General features: G+C 72.3%; 16 protein-coding genes. 3 read left to right on the top strand and 13 right to left on the bottom strand.

Going from position 1 to position 15,865, the window contains the following annotated elements; genetic code table 11:
- The first annotated feature begins 71 nt into the window (after positions 1-71).
- Positions 72-1,112, top strand: coding sequence for a heme/hemin ABC transporter substrate-binding protein (locus ACZ42A_RS18675; RefSeq protein ID WP_468528292.1), 1,041 nt, complete (start codon positions 72-74; stop codon positions 1,110-1,112).
- A 109-nt stretch (positions 1,113-1,221) separates the two neighbouring features.
- On the top strand, positions 1,222-2,025 hold the full coding sequence (gene ppk2 / locus ACZ42A_RS18670) for a polyphosphate kinase 2 (RefSeq protein ID WP_468528291.1): 804 nt from the start codon (positions 1,222-1,224) through the stop codon (positions 2,023-2,025).
- Here the strand turns inward: ppk2 and ACZ42A_RS18665 are convergent.
- The 13 genes from ACZ42A_RS18665 to ACZ42A_RS18605 form a co-directional block, all read right to left on the bottom strand.
- Entirely contained in the window at positions 2,007-3,095 is a 1,089-nt protein-coding gene (locus tag ACZ42A_RS18665) for an LLM class flavin-dependent oxidoreductase (RefSeq protein ID WP_468528290.1), read from the bottom strand. The genes ppk2 and ACZ42A_RS18665 overlap by 19 nt on opposite strands.
- Entirely contained in the window at positions 3,092-4,513 is a 1,422-nt protein-coding gene (locus ACZ42A_RS18660) for an NtaA/DmoA family FMN-dependent monooxygenase (RefSeq protein WP_468528289.1), read from the bottom strand. The genes ACZ42A_RS18665 and ACZ42A_RS18660 overlap by 4 nt, the downstream gene beginning before the upstream one ends.
- 12 nt (positions 4,514-4,525) lie before the next feature.
- Complete coding sequence (locus tag ACZ42A_RS18655) at positions 4,526-5,728, bottom strand: LLM class flavin-dependent oxidoreductase (protein ID WP_468528288.1); 1,203 nt, start codon at positions 5,726-5,728, stop codon at positions 4,526-4,528.
- Between the two features lie 75 nt (positions 5,729-5,803).
- On the bottom strand, positions 5,804-6,667 hold the full coding sequence (locus ACZ42A_RS18650; protein WP_468528287.1) for a glutathione S-transferase C-terminal domain-containing protein: 864 nt from the start codon (positions 6,665-6,667) through the stop codon (positions 5,804-5,806).
- Positions 6,668-6,801: 134 nt separating this feature from the next.
- Positions 6,802-6,927, bottom strand: a complete 126-nt coding sequence (locus tag ACZ42A_RS18645) for a hypothetical protein (protein WP_468528286.1) — start codon at positions 6,925-6,927, stop codon at positions 6,802-6,804.
- Between the two features lie 56 nt (positions 6,928-6,983).
- A complete protein-coding gene (locus ACZ42A_RS18640; protein WP_468528285.1) occupies positions 6,984-8,090 on the bottom strand; it encodes an LLM class flavin-dependent oxidoreductase in 1,107 nt (368 codons plus the stop codon).
- Positions 8,091-8,198: 108 nt separating this feature from the next.
- Entirely contained in the window at positions 8,199-8,756 is a 558-nt protein-coding gene (gene ssuE, locus ACZ42A_RS18635) for an NADPH-dependent FMN reductase (RefSeq protein ID WP_468528284.1), read from the bottom strand.
- Positions 8,757-8,794: 38 nt separating this feature from the next.
- Positions 8,795-9,775 carry an ABC transporter substrate-binding protein gene (locus ACZ42A_RS18630; protein WP_468528283.1) on the bottom strand — a complete coding sequence of 327 codons (981 nt, stop codon included), beginning with the start codon at positions 9,773-9,775 and terminating at the stop codon, positions 8,795-8,797.
- A gap of 38 nt (positions 9,776-9,813) precedes the next feature.
- The gene (locus tag ACZ42A_RS18625; RefSeq protein ID WP_468528282.1) at positions 9,814-10,578 is read right to left on the bottom strand and encodes an amino acid ABC transporter ATP-binding protein; all 765 of its coding nucleotides are present in this window, start codon (positions 10,576-10,578) and stop codon (positions 9,814-9,816) included.
- Entirely contained in the window at positions 10,575-11,513 is a 939-nt protein-coding gene (locus ACZ42A_RS18620) for an amino acid ABC transporter permease (RefSeq protein WP_468528281.1), read from the bottom strand. The genes ACZ42A_RS18625 and ACZ42A_RS18620 overlap by 4 nt, the downstream gene beginning before the upstream one ends.
- A gap of 3 nt (positions 11,514-11,516) precedes the next feature.
- Positions 11,517-12,461 (bottom strand): ABC transporter substrate-binding protein, encoded by a 945-nt coding sequence (locus ACZ42A_RS18615; RefSeq protein WP_468528280.1) that lies wholly within the window; start codon positions 12,459-12,461, stop codon positions 11,517-11,519.
- Positions 12,458-12,976, bottom strand: a complete 519-nt coding sequence (locus ACZ42A_RS18610; RefSeq protein ID WP_468528279.1) for a GNAT family N-acetyltransferase — start codon at positions 12,974-12,976, stop codon at positions 12,458-12,460. Before ACZ42A_RS18610 ends, ACZ42A_RS18615 begins: the two co-directional genes overlap by 4 nt.
- Positions 12,973-14,100, bottom strand: coding sequence for an LLM class flavin-dependent oxidoreductase (locus ACZ42A_RS18605; protein ID WP_468528278.1), 1,128 nt, complete (start codon positions 14,098-14,100; stop codon positions 12,973-12,975). Before ACZ42A_RS18605 ends, ACZ42A_RS18610 begins: the two co-directional genes overlap by 4 nt.
- Positions 14,101-14,558: 458 nt before the next feature.
- Between ACZ42A_RS18605 and ACZ42A_RS18600 the strand changes: the two genes are divergently transcribed.
- Positions 14,559-15,788, top strand: coding sequence for an acyl-CoA dehydrogenase family protein (locus ACZ42A_RS18600; RefSeq protein ID WP_468528277.1), 1,230 nt, complete (start codon positions 14,559-14,561; stop codon positions 15,786-15,788).
- The last annotated feature ends 77 nt before the right edge of the window (positions 15,789-15,865 follow it).

Here is a 15,865-nt window from a genome sequence, read left to right as displayed (position 1 = left end):
TTAGGAGAGCCTAACCTAAGATACTGATCATCTGTGTGCCAATCCGTGGGACTGTGAGGGAGACAGCGAGCATGCGCTCATCGAGAAGACCCCGTCGCCGTGGTGTCGTCGTCCTGGCTCTCGCCATGGCGCTGCTCACCACCGCCTGCGGCAGCGGCACCCCCGGCGGCGACGGGTCGGGCGAGGCCCCCGTCTCCGCGAGCGAGCGGGCCGCGGCGGCCGAGAAGCAGCTCGCGAGGAACTCCCTGCTCCCCCTCGAAGGCGAAGCTCCCGAGCCGGAGTTGCCGGTCACCGTCGACTCCTCCGACGGACGCCGGGTCACGGTGAAGGACGCCTCGCGCATCCTGCCGCTCAACGGCGGCGTGGCGGAGATCGTCTTCACGCTGGGGCTCGGCGACCGGGTCGTGGGCCGGGACATCACCGCCACCTTCGAGGAGGCGAAGAAGCTGCCCCTGGTCACCAAGGCGCACGACGTGAGCGCGGAGAGCGTGCTGTCCCTGCGCCCGACCGTCGTGCTCGCCGACACCGACACCGGGCCGTCGGAGGCAATCGACCAGATCCGCGACGCCGGCGTCCCGGTCGTCGTCCTCGACCCGGCCACCAGGCTCGCCGACGTCTCCACCCGGACCACCCGGATCGCCGAGGCGCTGGGCGTGCCCGCGGCGGGCAAGGCGCTGAACGCCCGGATCGCCGAGGACCTGAAGGCCGCCCGGGCGGCGGTGCCCGGCGGCAGCCGGCCCAAGGTCGCCTTCCTCTACATGCGGGGCAGCGCGGCCGTCTATCTGATGGGCGGCAAGGGCTCGGGAGCCGACTCCCTGATCGCGGCGGCGGGCGCGGTGGACGCCGGCGTCGAGGCGGGCCTGGACAAGCCCTTCACCCCGCTCACCAGCGAGGCCCTCGTCAAGGCCCAGCCGGACGTGATCCTCATGATGAGCAAGGGTCTGGAATCGGTCGGCGGTATCGACGGTCTGATGGAGGTGCCGGGCATCCGCGAGACCCCGGCCGGGGCGGCGCGCCGGGTCGTCACCCTGGAGGACGGGGTGCTGCTCGGCTTCGGCCCGCGCACTCCCCTGGTCATCGACATCCTGGTGGACCGGATCCACCGCGCCTGACCGGATACGGCCCGCGGCCGTCCGGCGCGCGCGACTCCCCCGCGGCCAGTACGGTGCTGTCCAGGACCCCGGGCACGCGCGAGCGCACACGGTCGAGCGGGGAGACGCCATGGCCGGCAAGAAGGCGGAGAAGCTGCCGCGCAAGACATACGAGAAGGAACTGCTGCGTCTGCAGACGGAGTTGGTGAAACTCCAGGAGTGGGTGCGCGCCGAGGGGGCCCGCCTCGTCGTGGTCTTCGAGGGGCGGGACGCGGCCGGCAAGGGCGGCACGATCAAACGGGTCACGGAGCATCTCAACCCGCGCGTCGCCCGGATCGCGGCCCTGCCCACGCCCACCGAGCGGCAGCGCACCCAGTGGTACTTCCAGCGGTACGTGGAGGAGCTGCCGGCCGGCGGGGAGATCGTGCTGTTCGACCGCAGCTGGTACAACCGGGCCGGTGTCGAGCACGTCATGGGCTTCTGCACGATGGAGGAGTACCAGCTCTTCCTGCGCCAGTGCCCGATCTTCGAGCGGATGCTGGTGGAGGACGGGATCCTGCTGCGCAAGTACTGGTTCTCGGTGAGCGACGAGGAGCAGCAGGACCGCTTCCGGCGCCGCCTGGAGGACCCGCTGCGGCGCTGGAAGCTGTCCCCGATGGACCTGGAGTCGATCACCCGCTGGGAGGAGTACTCCCGGGCCAAGGACGAGATGATGGTGCACACCGACATCTCCGAGGCGCCGTGGTACGTCGTGGAGAGCGACGACAAGCGGCGGGCGCGGCTGAACATGATCGCCCATCTGCTGGACTCCGTCCCCTACCACGACGTGCCGCCGCCGGTGCTGGAGCTGCCGGAGCGCCCGCCGTCCACCGGCTACGAACGCCCCCCGCGCGATCTCCAGACCTACGTCCCGGATCACGCGGCCCGGCTGTGACCCACCCCCTCGGCGGCGCCCACCGGGGCCCACGGGAAGGGCGGGTCGGGGATCTCGTGGCGCAGGACGGGTGCCACCTCGGACTGGAAGAGTTCGAGCGACGCCCGGTGTCGGCCCTCGGGGAGTCCGCCCGCGTCGCCCTGGAGGTGGAGCACGCTGTGGCCGAGCCGCTCGTGGTAGCGGTGGACCTTGTCGACGACCTGCTGGGGGCTGCCGATCAGGGCCGAGCTGCGCTCGGCGAAGTCCTCCAGCGTGGGGAAGACGACGGGCAGGCCCGCCTCCGTCCAGAAGGCGAGGTTCGCCTCGAAGACCGGCCGGTACGCCGCCAGCGCCTCCTGGGAGGTTCGGGCGACGCAGAGGCCGGCGGTGCCCGCACCGACCGCGAGGTCCGCCGGGTCGTGGCCGTAGTGCTCCCAGCGTTCGCGGTAGTGGCGGATCAGTTCGGCGTACGGCTCGACGGGGTGGGTGACGTTGGCCGAGAAGAGCGGGTCGCCGTAGCGGGCGGCCAGGTCCACGGACTGTCTGCTGGTGGCGCTGCCGTGCCAGACCCGTACGGGCCGCTGGTACGGGCGCGGCCACACCTCGGCGTCCGTCAGCGCGGGCCGGAAGCGGGGCGCCGCGGTCACCTTGTCCCGCCGCCAGATCGTCCGGAACACCTCGTAGCTCTCGGCGTTGCGCTGCCACTGGTCCTCGGGCGTGACCTGGAACAGCTCGCGCTGGGCGGTCCCGTTGCCCTTGCCGATGATCAGCTCCAGGCGTCCGCCGGAGAGGTGGTCGAGGGTGGCGTAGTCCTCGTAGGCGCGGACGGGGTCGAGGAGGCCGAGCGTCGTCACGGCGGTGAACAGCCGGATGCGCCGGGTCAGGGCGGCGATGTGGCTGAGCACCACCGGCGGGGAGGAGGAGAGGAACGGCCGCTCGTGCCGCTCCCCCACGGCGAAGCCGTCGAAGCCGAGTTCCTCGGCGAGCAGGGCGTTGTCGAGCACCTCGCGGAAGCGGTCCCGGGTGGACTTGAGCACGCCGGTGACCGGGTCCGGGCGGTGCGCGATCAGGGTGATGGCGAGGAACTTCACGAGGCCACCCGCTCCCCGGCCGGCTCGTCCGGGTGGGCCAGGCCGAGGTGGTCGCGCAGGGTGGTGCCCGTGTACTCGGTGCGGAAGACGCCCTGCTCCTGGAGGAGGGGGACGACCCGGTCGGCGAACTCGTCGAGGCCGCCCGGGGTGAGGTGCGGGACGAGGATGAAACCGTCGGCGGCGTCGGCCTGGACGTGGTCGTTGATCGCCCGCGCGACGGTGGCCGGGGAACCCACGAAGGTCTGGCGGTTGCCGGTCTCGATGACCAGGTCGCGGATGGACCAGTTGTGGGCCTCGGCCAGGGCGCGCCATTCCCGGGCGGTGGCCAGCGGGTCGCGGTACATCCGGACCTGGGCGCGGCCCCGGGCGATGTGGTGTGCGCCGGGGTCGGGGTCGATGTCGGGGAGCGGGCCGTCCGGGTCGTAGCCGGACAGGTCCCGGTTCCAGACGAACTCCAGGTGCCTGAGGGCGGTGGCGCCGCTGACCTGTTGGCGGCGCACCTCCTTGGCGCGTTCCTCGGCCTCGGCGTCGCTGTCGCCGAGCACGAAGCTCGCGGCGGGCAGGATGAGCAGCTGGTCGGGGCGGCGGCCGTACCGGGCCAGGCGGGACTTCACGTCGGTGTGGAAGGCCTGGCCGGTGTCGAGGGCGGCGTGCCGGCTGAAGATCGCGTCGGCGCTCGCGGCGGCGAACTCGCGGCCCTCGCCGGAGTCCCCCGCCTGGAAGATCACGGGGCGGCCCTGCGGGCTGCGGGGCACGTTGAACCGGCCGGATATGTCGAACTGTTCTCCCCGGTGGACGAAGGCGCCCGCCTGCGCGTCCTTGAGGAAGATGCCGGATCCCCGGTCGGCGACGATCTCACCGCCGTGCCAGGAGTCGAAGAGTTCGGTGGCGGTGGACAGGAACTCCCTGGCCCTGGAGTAGCGCTGTTCCTGCGGGAGGAAGCCGCCGCGGCGGAAGTTCTCGCCGGTGAAGGCGTCCCAGGACGTGACGACGTTCCAGGCGGCCCGCCCGCCGGACAGATGGTCGAGGGTGGCGAACTGGCGGGCCACTTCGTAGGGCTCGTTGAAGGTGGAGTTGATGGTGCCGGTCAGACCGAGCCGTTCGGTGACGGCGGCGAGCGCGGACAGCACGGTGAAGGTGTCCGGCCGCCCCACCACGTCCAAGTCGTAGATCTTCCCGCCCTGTTCGCGCAGGCGCAGCCCCTCGGCGAGGAACAGGAAGTCGAACTTGGCGCGTTCGGCGGTCCGCGCGAAGTGGGCGAAGGACGAGAACTCGATGTGGCTGCCCGCCCGTGGGTCGCTCCACACGGTGGTGTTGTTGACGCCCGGGAAGTGGGCGGCCAGGTGGATCTGCTTCAGCGGCTTGCCCGTCGGCGTGTTCAGCGACGTGCCCGCCGGCGTGTTCAGCGACTTGCTCATGGGCGCGCTCCCTCAGGCTGCGGCATAGCGGTTGGCGGGGCGGGCGAGGCCGAGCAGCCCGCGCAGGGTGTCCGCCTCGTAGGTGTGCCGGAAGGCGTCCCGGCGCTGGAGTTCGGGCACCAGGCCCCGGGTGACGCGCTCCAGGTCGTGGCCGATGACGCCGGGGCGCAGCCGGAAGCCACTCAGTCCTGCTTCCCTCAACTCGAGGAGGTGATCGGCGAGTTGGGACGGAGTGCCGGTGAAGATCCGTGCGTCGCTGGAGTACGCGTGTCCGGCGAGGTCGTCGAGGCGGGCCTTGCGGTCCTCGGCGGCGCCGGAAGCGTCGTCCAGGAACACCACGAGGTCCGCGAAGACGTGCACGGGCTCGTCCGCCCGGCCGGCCGCGGCCTGTGCGGCGCGGATCTCGGCGACGGCGGCACGGGCCTGGCCGGTGCTGTGCGGCGTGACGTAGCCGAGGTCGGCCGAGCGGCCCACCAGCCCGTACGGCACGCTCTGGTGGGCGAGCGCGGTGACGAGGGGCTGCCCCTGGGGCGGCCGGGGTGTGATGGAGGGGCCCTTGACGCTGAAGTACCGGCCCTCGAAGTCGATGTAGTGCAGCTTGTCGCGGTCGATGAAGCGCCCGGTGGCGACGTCCCGGATCTCGGCGTCGTCCTCCCAGCTGTCCCAGAGTCGGCGCACCACCTCGACGTAGTCACCGGCCTCCTCGAAGAGCCCGGCGATCAGCTCCCGCCCGGCCGGGGTGTCCCACTCCTCGACGGTGAGCGGCGGGACGGTACGGCGGCCGAAGTGCGCCGCCTCGTCCGGCCGGGCCGTCACCTGGACGCGCAGGCCCGCGCGGCCGGTGCTGACGTAGTCGAGGGTGGCGATCGCCTTGGCGAGGTGAAACGGCTCGGTGTGGGTGGCGACCACGGTCGGCACCAGCCCGATGTGCCGGGTCAGCGGTGCGACCCGGGCGGCGACGAGGACCGCGTCCAGCCGGCCCCGCACCTGGTCGGTACGGTCGTCCGGCTCCGTGGGGTGCGAGGACTGGAGCCCGAGCCCGTCCTCGAAGGTCACGAAGTCGAGCAGGCCACGTTCGGCCTCGGTCACGACGTCGGCCCAGTAGCCGGGGGTGAACAGGTCGTGCGGGCGGGCGCTCGGCTCGCGCCAGGCGGCCGGGTGCCAGCCGGCGCCGTCCAGCGCGACGGCGAGGTGCAGGGGCGGGGATACGGACACGAGGAGCGGTGCCTTTCTGATCGGACCGTGAGGGGGGCCGGCCCTCGCGCGAAGGGCCGGCGGAGGAGGAACGGGTCAGGGACGACAGGGCGCGATGTGCGCCGCCCAGTCGAGGATCCGGACCGCCGCGCCCGCGGCCTCCAGCCCCTGGCAGCGGGCATGGTGGCGGCGGGCGATGCCCGGCAGGTCGAGATGGCGGCCGAAGGCGGGGTGGGCGGCCAGCCGGCGGGCGTAGGCCCACAGGTGCGGATGGCCGGCGACGCGGTGGACGGCGGCGGCGTCCAGGTGCCGGCGGTGCACGGTGTCGAGCTGCACCAGGCTCACCCATACGTGCGCGTCGGCGACGGTCAGCCGGTCGCCCAGGACGAAGTCCTGGAAGCCGAGCAGCCCGTCCCACTGCCGCAGCGTGGCCAGCAGCCGGGCGAGGGCGGCCCCGCGCTCCCCGGCGTCGGCGCCGGCCCGCCCCGCGCTCTGGGCGGCCTCGTCGACGCCTCGCGCGCAGAGCTGCTCGACGGCCTCGATCTCCGCCTCCGCGCCGCGCGGATACAGCTCGGAGCGGTCGCGGCCGAAGTGGCGGACCATGTCCCGCAGGATGTCGGGGGCGTGGGTGCTGACGATCCGTCCGGTCCAGTCGTCGCTCAGCACCGGTGCCGCGGCGGGGCCGGGATGCCGGTGCGAGCTGGCCTCGTACAGCGGACGCAGCGCGGAGTGTCCGCCGTCGGGGCCGTCGGGCACGGACGGGAGCAGCGTGACCGGGAGGACGTGCTCCAGACCGAGCAGGCTGTGGGTGATGGCCAGCCGCAGCGAGTGCGGGCAGGACGGCGAGAGATGGAGGCGGTAGCGGCGGGCGACGGCGTAGTAGCCGCTGCCGGTGTCGCAGCCGATCCTGCCCCGGAAGGAGGGCTGGGCCGGCGGGCTGGTCAGGGGTGCGGCGGGCATGTGTCTCCCTGGGTCCGGGTCCGTCGTGTGGTGCGCGCGGTGGGCGGCGAGCGGCGCACGGGAGGAGCCGGGGACGGACGCGCGACAGCGCCTGCCCGTGCGCGAGAGGGTGCGGTGCCGGTGGGCGCCGCCGGTCAGTGCCGGAGGCTCGCCGCGCTGCAGACGCGCAGGAGATCGATGTGGCGGCGGGAGGTCAGGAGCAGAGCCGGCCGCCCCGCGCGCACCGCGCGGTCGGCGGACGACTCCGGACGCTCCATCATTTCCTACCTGTCCACTAGGGAATCTCCAGGGAGTGTCAGCCCGCTGTCGAGCCCCGTCAAGAGGGCCGGGGACGCGTCCACAGCCCCCGTGCGGCGAGCCGCGGCAGGACGTTCTCGCCGAACCAGTACGCCTCCTCCAGGTGGGGGTAGCCGGAGAGGACGAACTCGTCGATGCCGAGCCCGTGGTACTCGGCGATCCGGTCGGCGACCTCGTCGTGGCTGCCGACCAGGGCCGTACCCGCGCCGCCGCGCACCAGTCCGATGCCCGCCCACAGGTTGGGGTGGATCTCCAGGGCGTCGCGCCGGCCGCCGTGCAGGGCGAGCATGCGGCGCTGGCCCTCGGACTCGCTGCGGGCCAGCCCCGCCTGCACGGCGGCCACGGTCTCGGGATCGAACCCGTCGAGCAGCCGGTGCGCCTCGGCCCAGGCCTGCTCGGCGGTGTCCCGGGTGATGACGTGCAGCCGGATGCCGAAGCGGAGGGTCCGTCCCTCCTTCTCGGCCAGCGCCCGGATCCAGGCGATCTTCTCGGCGACGGCGGCGGGTGGCTCGCCCCAGGTGAGATAGACGTCCGCATGGCGGGCGGCGACCTCTCCGGCGGCGGGCGAGGACCCGCCGAAGTAGATGTCCGGGCGCGGCTCGGGCACCCGGGAGAGCCGCGCGCCCTCGACCCGCAGGTGTTCGCCCGCGAGATCGACGGTGTGTCCGTCCCACAACTCCCGGACGATGTGCAGGAATTCGTCGGTACGGGCGTAGCGGGCGTCCTTGTCGAGGAAGTCGCCGTAGGCGCGCTGCTCCTGGCTCTCCCCGCCCGTGACGACATTGAGCAGCAGCCGCCCGCCGCTGTGCCGCTGGAAGGTGGCGGCCATCTGCGCGGCCAGCGTCGGGGAGACGAAGCCGGGCCGGAAGGCGACGAGGAACTTCAGCCGCTCGGTGTGCCGGCTGACCATGGCCGTGGTCAGCCAGGCGTCCTCGCACCAGGCGCCGGTCGGGGTGAGCGCGCCGCTGAAGCCCAGGTCCTCGGCGGCACGGGCGATCTGGCTCAGATAGCCGACGCTGGGCGGCCGGTCGGCCGCGCTGGCGGTGGCCGGGCTGCCGTGGCCGCCGCCGACGACATGCCGGCTGTCGCCGTTGGTGGGCAGGAACCAGTGGAAGGTGAGGCTCACGTGCGGGTCAGGCCTTTCGCTCGTGGTCGGCGGTACGGTGCGGCGCGCCCGTGCGGCCGCTCTGCATCGGACGGACGCCTGTCCGGACGCTCTTCAGCTGACGGACGCTCATCCGGCGGCCGCCAGCAGGGTCGTACGGCTGCCCAGCGCCGCGGAGAACTGGTCGACCACCTGTGCCAGCGCCTCGGCGGCGCCGGGGGCGACGGACAGCGTGCCGTCGTCGGCCACCGCGAGGTCCCTGTCGAGCGTGAACCAGCCCTGCACGATGTGCCCGGCGCCCATGGAGCTGAGCACCGGGCGCAGGGCGTAGTCGATGGCGAGGACGTGCGCGGTGGTGCCGCCGGTCGCCAGCGGCAGCACCGTCTTGCCGACCAGGCCGTACTGCGGCAGCAGGTCGAGCAGGGACTTCAGCAGCCCGGAGTAGGCCGCCTTGTAGACGGGCGTGCCGATCACGACCCCGTCGGCGCGGTCGAACAGGGCGATCGCCTCGGCGATCGCCGGGTGCCGGACGTCCGCGCCGAGCAGGGCCTCGGCGGGCAGGGTGCGGACGTCCAGCGGGATCACCTCGTGTCCCTGGGCGGTGAGCCGCCGGTCCAGGTGGCGCAGCAGCCGGGCGGTACGGGAGGTGGCGGAGGGGCTTCCGGAGACGGACAGGACGGTGGCCATGGCGAACCCTTCGGCGTACAGGGGTGGGCGGGGGCGGGCTACTCGGCGGTCTTGGGCAGGCCGGGCGGATTGATCTCCGACGTGGTGACGGCCTCGTCGGACAGGCCCCAGCGCTTCAGCACCTGGGCGTAGGTTCCGTTCTCGATGACCTCGTTCAGCGCGGCGGCGAGCGGCTTCACCAGGCCGCTGTCCTTCTTGGTGGTGGCCGCGATGAGGCCCTGGAGGTCGGCGCCGGCGCCGGAGTAGGTGCCGACGACCTCGGTCTCGCCGGAGGTGGCGGCGTGGTAGGCGGCGGTGGGGTGGGGGCCGAGGTAGAGGTCGATCCGGCCGGACCGCAGGGCCAGGTAGGTGTCGCTGTCGTTCTGGTAGTACTTGATGTCCACCGGCTTCCGGCCGGCCTTCTCGTTCCGCTCGCTCCACTCGACGAGCAGCTTCTCCTGGTTGGTGCCACTGCTCACGGCGACGGTCTTCCCCGCCACGTCCTCGGGGCCGTCGACCTTCAGCCCGCTGCCCTTCTTCGCCTCGAAGCCGAGGTTGTCCTCGCGGTAGGTGGCGAAGTCGTACTTCTCCTTGCGCTCCTCGGTGACGGTGATGTTGCTGAAGCCGACGTCGTACTTGGCGCTGTCGAGGCCGACGAAGATGTTCTCCCAGGAGACGGTGTTGATGTGCGCCTTCAGGCCGAGGACGTCGGCGACCAGGTGGGCGATGTCGGGTTCGACGCCGATCACGGTCTTGTTGTCGGTGGCGTGGAAGGTCAGCGGCGCTGCGGAGCCCGAGGAGTCGACGATCTCCAGGGTGCCTCTCCGGCGGATCTCCTCCGGCACCTGGGCGGCTATGGAGTCGACCTTCTCGGTGGTGACCCGGTCCTGGTCGGGGCTGGTGTTGATCTTCGTCTTGGTGCCCTTGGTGTCCGCGACCTCGGTGGTGCCGCCGTCGTCGGGGTTCGCGCAGGCGGCGAGGACGAGAGCGGTGGCGAGACCGAGAGCCGCTGCGGCGGTACGGCGGGTGAGGGTGGACACGGTGGTTCTCCTTGCCGGCGAGGTGGGCTGAGGGGCGGTCAGAGGACCTTGGAGAGAAAGGCTCGGGTGCGTTCGTGCCGCGGGGTGTCCAGGACGGCCGCGGGCGGCCCCTGCTCCACGACGACTCCGCCGTCCATGAACACCACGGTGTCGGCGACCTCGCGGGCGAAGCCGATCTCGTGGGTCACGACGATCATGGTGGTCCCGCCGGCGGCCAGGTCCTTGATCACATCGAGGACCTCGCCGACCAGCTCGGGGTCGAGCGCCGAGGTGGGCTCGTCGAAGAGCAGCACCTTCGGTTCGAGGGCGAGCGCCCGGGCGATGGCCACGCGCTGCTGCTGGCCGCCGGACAGCTGCCGCGGGTAGGCGTCGGCCTTGCCGGCGAGACCGACCCGGGCGAGCAGCCTGCGGGCCGTCTCCGCCGCCTCCCTGCGGGGGCGGCGCAGGGCGGAGACGGGCGCCTCGACGACGTTCTCCAGGACGGTCAGATGCGGGAAGAGGTTGAAGTTCTGGAAGACGAACCCGATGTTCGTCCGCTGCTTCAGTACGTCCTTCTCCTTCAGCTCGTGCAGCTTGTCCCCGGAGCGGCGGTAGCCGATGAGTTCGCCGTCGATGCTGATCCAGCCGCGGTTGACCTTCTCCAGATGGTTGATGGTGCGCAGCAGGGTGGACTTCCCGGAGCCGGACGGGCCGAGGATCACGGTGACCTCGCCGGTGCGGACCTGGAGGTCGACGCCGCGCAGCACCTCCAGCGGGCCGAAGCTCTTGTGGACGCCGTGGACGTCCACCATCACCTGACTCATCGGCTGTCTCCCAGGGTTTTCACAAAGCGCCGGGCGCGCTGGAGCGGGGTGGGCGGCGGGGTGCGGTTCGCGCCACGGGCGAAGTGCCGTTCGACGTAGTACTGGGCGACCGAGAGCAGGGAGGTCAGCACCACGTACCAGGCGGTGGCGACGAGCAGCAGGGGGATCACCCGGCCGGTGCGGCCGTAGATCACCTGCACCTGGTAGAACAGCTCGCCGATCGACATGACGTAGACCACCGAGGTGCCCTTGAGCAGGCCGATGATCTCGTTGCCGGCCGTGGGCAGGATGGCCCGCATGGCCTGCGGCAGCACGATCCGGCGGATCTGGCGCAGCCGGGGGATGCCGAGCGCGGCGGCGGCCTCGAGCTGGCCGTGGTCGACGGCGATGACTCCGCCGCGGACGATCTCGGCGGCGTAGGCGGCCTGATGGAGGGTCAGTCCGATGACGGCCGCGCCGATGGTGCCGATGAGGCTGTTGCTGTCCACGGACCAGAACACCGGCCCGAAGGGGATGCCGACGCCCAGCCGCTCGTACAGGGCGCTGAGATTGAACCAGAACACCAGCTGGACGATCATCGGGATGGACCGGAAGATCCAGATGTACGTCCAGGCGACGGTCCGGAGCACCGGGCTGCGCGAGAGCCGCATGAAGGCGATGACGGTGCCGAGGAGAAAGCCGAGGACGGTGGCGTAGGCGGTGAGCTGGAGGGTGACCCACACGGCCTGGACGATCGTCTCGGAGAAGACGTAGTCGGCGAAGACGTGCCACTCCCAGACGGGGTTCGTGGCCAGGCCGTGCGCGAACTGGGCGACCAGCACGAGCACGGCCACGGCGGCGGCCCAGCGGGCGTGATGGCGGACGGGAACGACCTTCGACTCAGGGGATGTGTCGGTTACTCGCCCCGTCGGTTGGGTCAGGGTGTCGCTGCTCATGGGTCACCTGTGCTCGGGTGGATTGATCCGCGACGCGTCGATCGCAGAGGCGGTGGTGCCCCACTTGTCGAGGATCCGGGCGTAGGTGCCGTTCTCGATCAGCTCGTCGACCGCGGCCCGGAAGGCCCTGGTGAGCGGGGAGCCCTTCTTGAAGGCGAAGCCGACGTCGAGCCGGTGGTACTCGCCGAGGAAGGTGGTCTGGGACGCGGGCTGGGCGGCCTGGTGGCGCAGTCCGTTGATGGTCGACATGATCACGTCGATCCGGCCCTGCTGGAGCGCGGTGAGGGTCGCCGCGTTCTCCGCGTACACCTTCACGTCGTACGGCTTCTTGCCCGCCTTGGCGCACACGCCCTTCTCCGCTTCGAGGGTTGCCTCGAAGGTGGTGCCGGCGCCGGTGCCGACGGTCAGCCCGCACAGCTGGGTGAGGTCGGTGACCCTGCCCTTGAGCGCGGTGCCGCCCTTCTTCACGGCGAAACCCTGGCCGTCGTTGATGTAGGTGACGAAGTCGACCTGCTTCAGGCGTTCGGTGGTGACGCCGAAGTTGCCGGTGCCGACGTCGAACTTGCCGCTGCCGAGGGCGGGCAGGATCGACTCGAACGACGCCTCCTGGCGCTCCAGCTTCACGCCGAGCACCTTGGCGACCGCGTCGGCGATGTCGATGTCCTGGCCGGCGGGCGCCTTGTCGGAGCCGTTCGGATAGTAGGCGCCGGGCGGGAGGCCGATCGAGCTGCCGACGCGCAGGGTGCCCGACGTGCGGACGTCGGCGGGCAGCAGGGCGGCGATGGAGTCCACCTTGCGCACGGCGGCCACGGGGTCGTCGGTCGGCGCGGGGGACGCCTGGGCACCCACCGCGGAGGTGCCGGGTGTGCCGCCGGAGCCGCAGGCGGTCAGCGCGAGGACGGGCAGCAGGGCCAGGCCCAGTCTGGTCACGGTGGTGGGGAGGTTCACAGAGTGGCTGCCTTTCCGGTGGTTCGGGTGGCCCGTGGCAGGTGCTTCTCGAACGGCAGCGGGCCGATGGTCTCCGGATCGGCGGCCGTGTCGAACAGCGGGGTGTAGCCGGTGGCCAGGTACAGGGCGCGGGCCTCCGGCTGGCGTGGCCCGGTGGTCAGGAAGATCCGGCGGTAGCCGCGCCGGCTCGCCTCGCGTTCCAGTTCGGCGACGACCCGCCGGGCGAGGCCGCGGCGCCGGTGGGCGGAGTGCGTCCAGATCCGCTTCAGCTCGGCGGTGCCGGTGTCGTAGCGGCGGAAGGCGCCGCCCGCGACCGGTTCGCCGCCTTCGAGGAGGAGCAGGAGGACGCCGCCGTACGGTGCGGTGAACTCCTCGTCGGGGTAACGGGCCAGCTCCGCGTGGGCGTCCTTGCCGTAGCGCCGGGAGTACTCGTCGCCGAGTTCGCGCAGCAGGGGCCGCACTCTGGGGTCGGAGACCGGGACTTGAATGACCGTCAGGTCGGGAGCGGACGTCATGCCCGCACCGCCGCCAGGGTCCGGGTGCCGCGCGCCGCGCGTTCGGCGTCGCGCTTGGCGACCGCCTCGCGGACCAGCGGGATCACGTACCGGCCGAAGTCGATGGCGTCGCCCAGCAGGTCGTAGCCGCGCGCGGAGAGGATGTCGACGCCGAGGTCGTAGTAGTCGAGCAGCGCCTGGGCGACCGTCTCGGGGGTGCCGACGAGGGCGTTGGAGTTGCCCGCGCCGCCGGTGGCGGCGGCCGTCGGGGTCCACAGGGCGCGGTCGTACCGCTCCCCCGCCTCGGCGATGGCGACGAGCCGCTGCGAGCCGGTGTTCTCGGGGGCGGTGCCGCGGTGGTGGCGGACGACTCCCGCCTCGCGGCGCCCGCGGATGGCGCCGACCGTGCGGTGGGCCTTCTCCCAGGCCAGTTCCTCGGTGGGGGCGATGATCGGCCGGAACGCCACCTGGATGCGGGGCACATCGGTGCGGCCCGCGGCCCGCGCCGCGGCCTTCACGGCCTCGATCTGCTCGGCCGTCCGCTCCAGCGGCTCGCCCCACAGGCAGTAGATGTCGGCCTCCGCGCCGCCGGCGGCGTACGCGGCGGGCGAGGAGCCGCCGAACGAGACGTTCGGGCGGGGCTGCTGGACGGGGAAGACGTCGCTGACGAAGTCGTGGAAGCGGTAGTGGTCGCCCTCGTGGTCGAAGGGCTCGCGGGTGGTCCAGATCTTCTTGACGATCCGGATGTACTCCCGGGTGCGCTCGTAGCGCTCGTCCTTGGTGAGGGTGTCGCCCTCGCGGGCCTGCTCGTGGTCGTTGCCGCCGGTGATGAAGTGCACGGTCAGCCTGCCCTCGCTGATCTGGTCGAGGGTGGCGAAGGTCTTCGCGGCGAACGTGGGGTACGAGACGTTCGGGCGGTGGGCGAGCAGGATCTCCAGCCGCTCCAGCCTGCTCGCGACATAGGCGGCGGCCGGCGCCGGGTCGGGGGATCCGGAGCCGTAGGCGAACAGCACCCGGTCCCAGCCGTGGTCCTCGTGTGCGCGGGCGAGGCGGAGTGTGTACTCCTTGTCGAAGGCGGCGCCGGAGCGCGGGGTGGTCTCGGAGCCGTCGTTGGTGGCGGCGATGCCAAGGAACTCCACGGGCATGGGAGATGGCCTTTCCTCGGGTTCGCTGAGGGCCGTGCCGTTGCGGGCTGCGGGCACGGCGGAGCGGGCCTCAGTGCGGAACCGGGTGGTGAACGGGTATGACGACGCCTGGGCGCGGGCCTCGGGCGTGGCAGGAAGCGGGGCGGCAGCAGCGCGAGTGCCGGGAAGGCTAAGAGAAAGCGGAGAGAAAGCTGAGAGAAAGAAGGAGGGCCGGTCAGACGGCCCGCTGCCGGATCAGGCGCAACACGCGGCGGACCACACTCGACCGAAGTCGATGTGGTCACGGGTGACCAGGCGCTGCTCGGCGTTCATGCGATTACTTGAGCAGTACATCGCACGTCTCGTCAACTGCGGCCCGCATGCCGGGACACAGCCGCCGATCCAACTTCCCGAGTTTTCCTATCGATTTACTAGGAAAGTATTGACGGTGTCTCAGGAAGCCGCGCAGGATGAGGCACATGCCCACTGCCTCCGCGCCGCACCGACCTGCCACGGAGCCCGAGCGAACCGGGCCCGGCCGTGCGCACTGGCTGCGCGTGGCCCGCGAGACGGCGGACGACCTGGCCACCGACGCGGTGGCCCGGGAGCAGGCCGGCAAGGCACCCTTCGACGAGGTGTCCCGGCTGCGGGAGGCGGGGCTGCTGACCCTGCTGATACCGGCCGGACTCGGCGGCGGCGGCGCGGACTGGTCCACGGCCTGTGCGGTCGTCCGGGAGATCGCGGCAGCCGACGGCGCGATCGCCCAACTGCTCGCCTGTCACACGTTCCTGTCGTGGAGCGCCCGGTTCCTCAACGAGCCCGCGCTCGCCGCCCGGATCGACCGGCGGTCCGCCGCGCGGCAGTGGTGCTGGGGCGGCGGTCTCGCCCGCCAGGAACCCGCGCCGGCACTGACCCCCACCGCCGACGGCCAGGTCCTGGACGGCCGGCAGAGCTATGTCACCGGAGTGCTGGTGGCCGACCGGATCGCCGTACGGGCCGTGCGCGCCGACACCGGGGAACCCGTCGCCGTCCTGGTCGACCCCGCCTCCCCCGGCGTACGCCTCGACAACGATGCCGAAACCTTCGGCCAGCGGCTCGCGGCCGGCGCCAGCGTGGAGTTCGACGCCGTGCCGGTGGCCGCCGACGCCGTCCTCGGCTCCCTGTCCGCGGACGAGGACGTCCTGTCGCCCCGGGCCGCCCTGGTATCGCCGGCCGGGCGGCTGCTCTCCGTCCAGCTCCAGCTGGGCATGGCCGACGGGGTGCTCGCCGAAGCCCGTGACTACAGCAGAGCGGGCCACGCGCCGTGGCACCCGGCCTGGCCGGTCGGCTCTCCGCACGACCCGCATGTGCTGACCGTCTTCGGCGAACTCACCGTCCTGGTCCGCGCCGCGTCCGCGCTCGCGGACCAGGCGCTGGCCGCCGTGTGCGCGGGGCTGGCCCGCGGCGACGATCTCACCTTCGACGAGCACGCGGACATCGCCGTGCTGGTGGCCATGGCCGAAGCCGCCGCCGCCCGGGCGGCGCAGGAGTGCACCACCCGCGCCCTCGACATCGTCGGCGCCCGCTCGACCTCCGCGCGGCTGGGCCTCGACCGCTTCTGGCGCAACGCGCGCACCCACACCCTGTACGAGCCCGTCGCCCATCGCCTGCGCGATGTCGGGGACTACTTCCTGAACGGGACACACCCGCCCTTCGCCCTGCCTCTCTGACGCCGGCCGCGGCGGAGGACTGCCGCAGCGGAGGGCCGCGGCAGGGGGCGGCCGCGGCGGAGGGCGGCCGAGACCTG

This window comes from Streptomyces sp. NPDC030838 (assembly GCF_055572035.1).
The sequence above is the reverse complement of the archived record's forward strand: the minus strand, read 5'-3'. Positions and strand labels throughout refer to the sequence as shown.

Bases quoted from the DNA above. Each gene is read 5' to 3' on its own strand.
- ssuE (WP_468528284.1), bottom strand. From the start codon at position 8,756: ATGGCCACCGTCCTGTCCGTCTCCGGAAGCCCCTCCGCCACCTCCCGT.
- ACZ42A_RS18625 (WP_468528282.1), bottom strand. From the start codon at position 10,578: ATGAGTCAGGTGATGGTGGACGTCCACGGCGTCCACAAGAGCTTCGGC.
- ACZ42A_RS18650 (WP_468528287.1), bottom strand. From the start codon at position 6,667: ATGCCCGCCGCACCCCTGACCAGCCCGCCGGCCCAGCCCTCCTTCCGG.
- ACZ42A_RS18600 (WP_468528277.1), top strand. From the start codon at position 14,559: ATGCCCACTGCCTCCGCGCCGCACCGACCTGCCACGGAGCCCGAGCGA.
- ACZ42A_RS18620 (WP_468528281.1), bottom strand. From the start codon at position 11,513: ATGAGCAGCGACACCCTGACCCAACCGACGGGGCGAGTAACCGACACA.
- ACZ42A_RS18610 (WP_468528279.1), bottom strand. From the start codon at position 12,976: ATGACGTCCGCTCCCGACCTGACGGTCATTCAAGTCCCGGTCTCCGAC.
- ACZ42A_RS18675 (WP_468528292.1), top strand. From the start codon at position 72: ATGCGCTCATCGAGAAGACCCCGTCGCCGTGGTGTCGTCGTCCTGGCT.
- ppk2 (WP_468528291.1), top strand. From the start codon at position 1,222: ATGGCCGGCAAGAAGGCGGAGAAGCTGCCGCGCAAGACATACGAGAAG.
- ACZ42A_RS18660 (WP_468528289.1), bottom strand. From the start codon at position 4,513: ATGAGCAAGTCGCTGAACACGCCGGCGGGCACGTCGCTGAACACGCCG.
- ACZ42A_RS18605 (WP_468528278.1), bottom strand. From the start codon at position 14,100: ATGCCCGTGGAGTTCCTTGGCATCGCCGCCACCAACGACGGCTCCGAG.
- ACZ42A_RS18645 (WP_468528286.1), bottom strand. From the start codon at position 6,927: ATGATGGAGCGTCCGGAGTCGTCCGCCGACCGCGCGGTGCGCGCGGGG.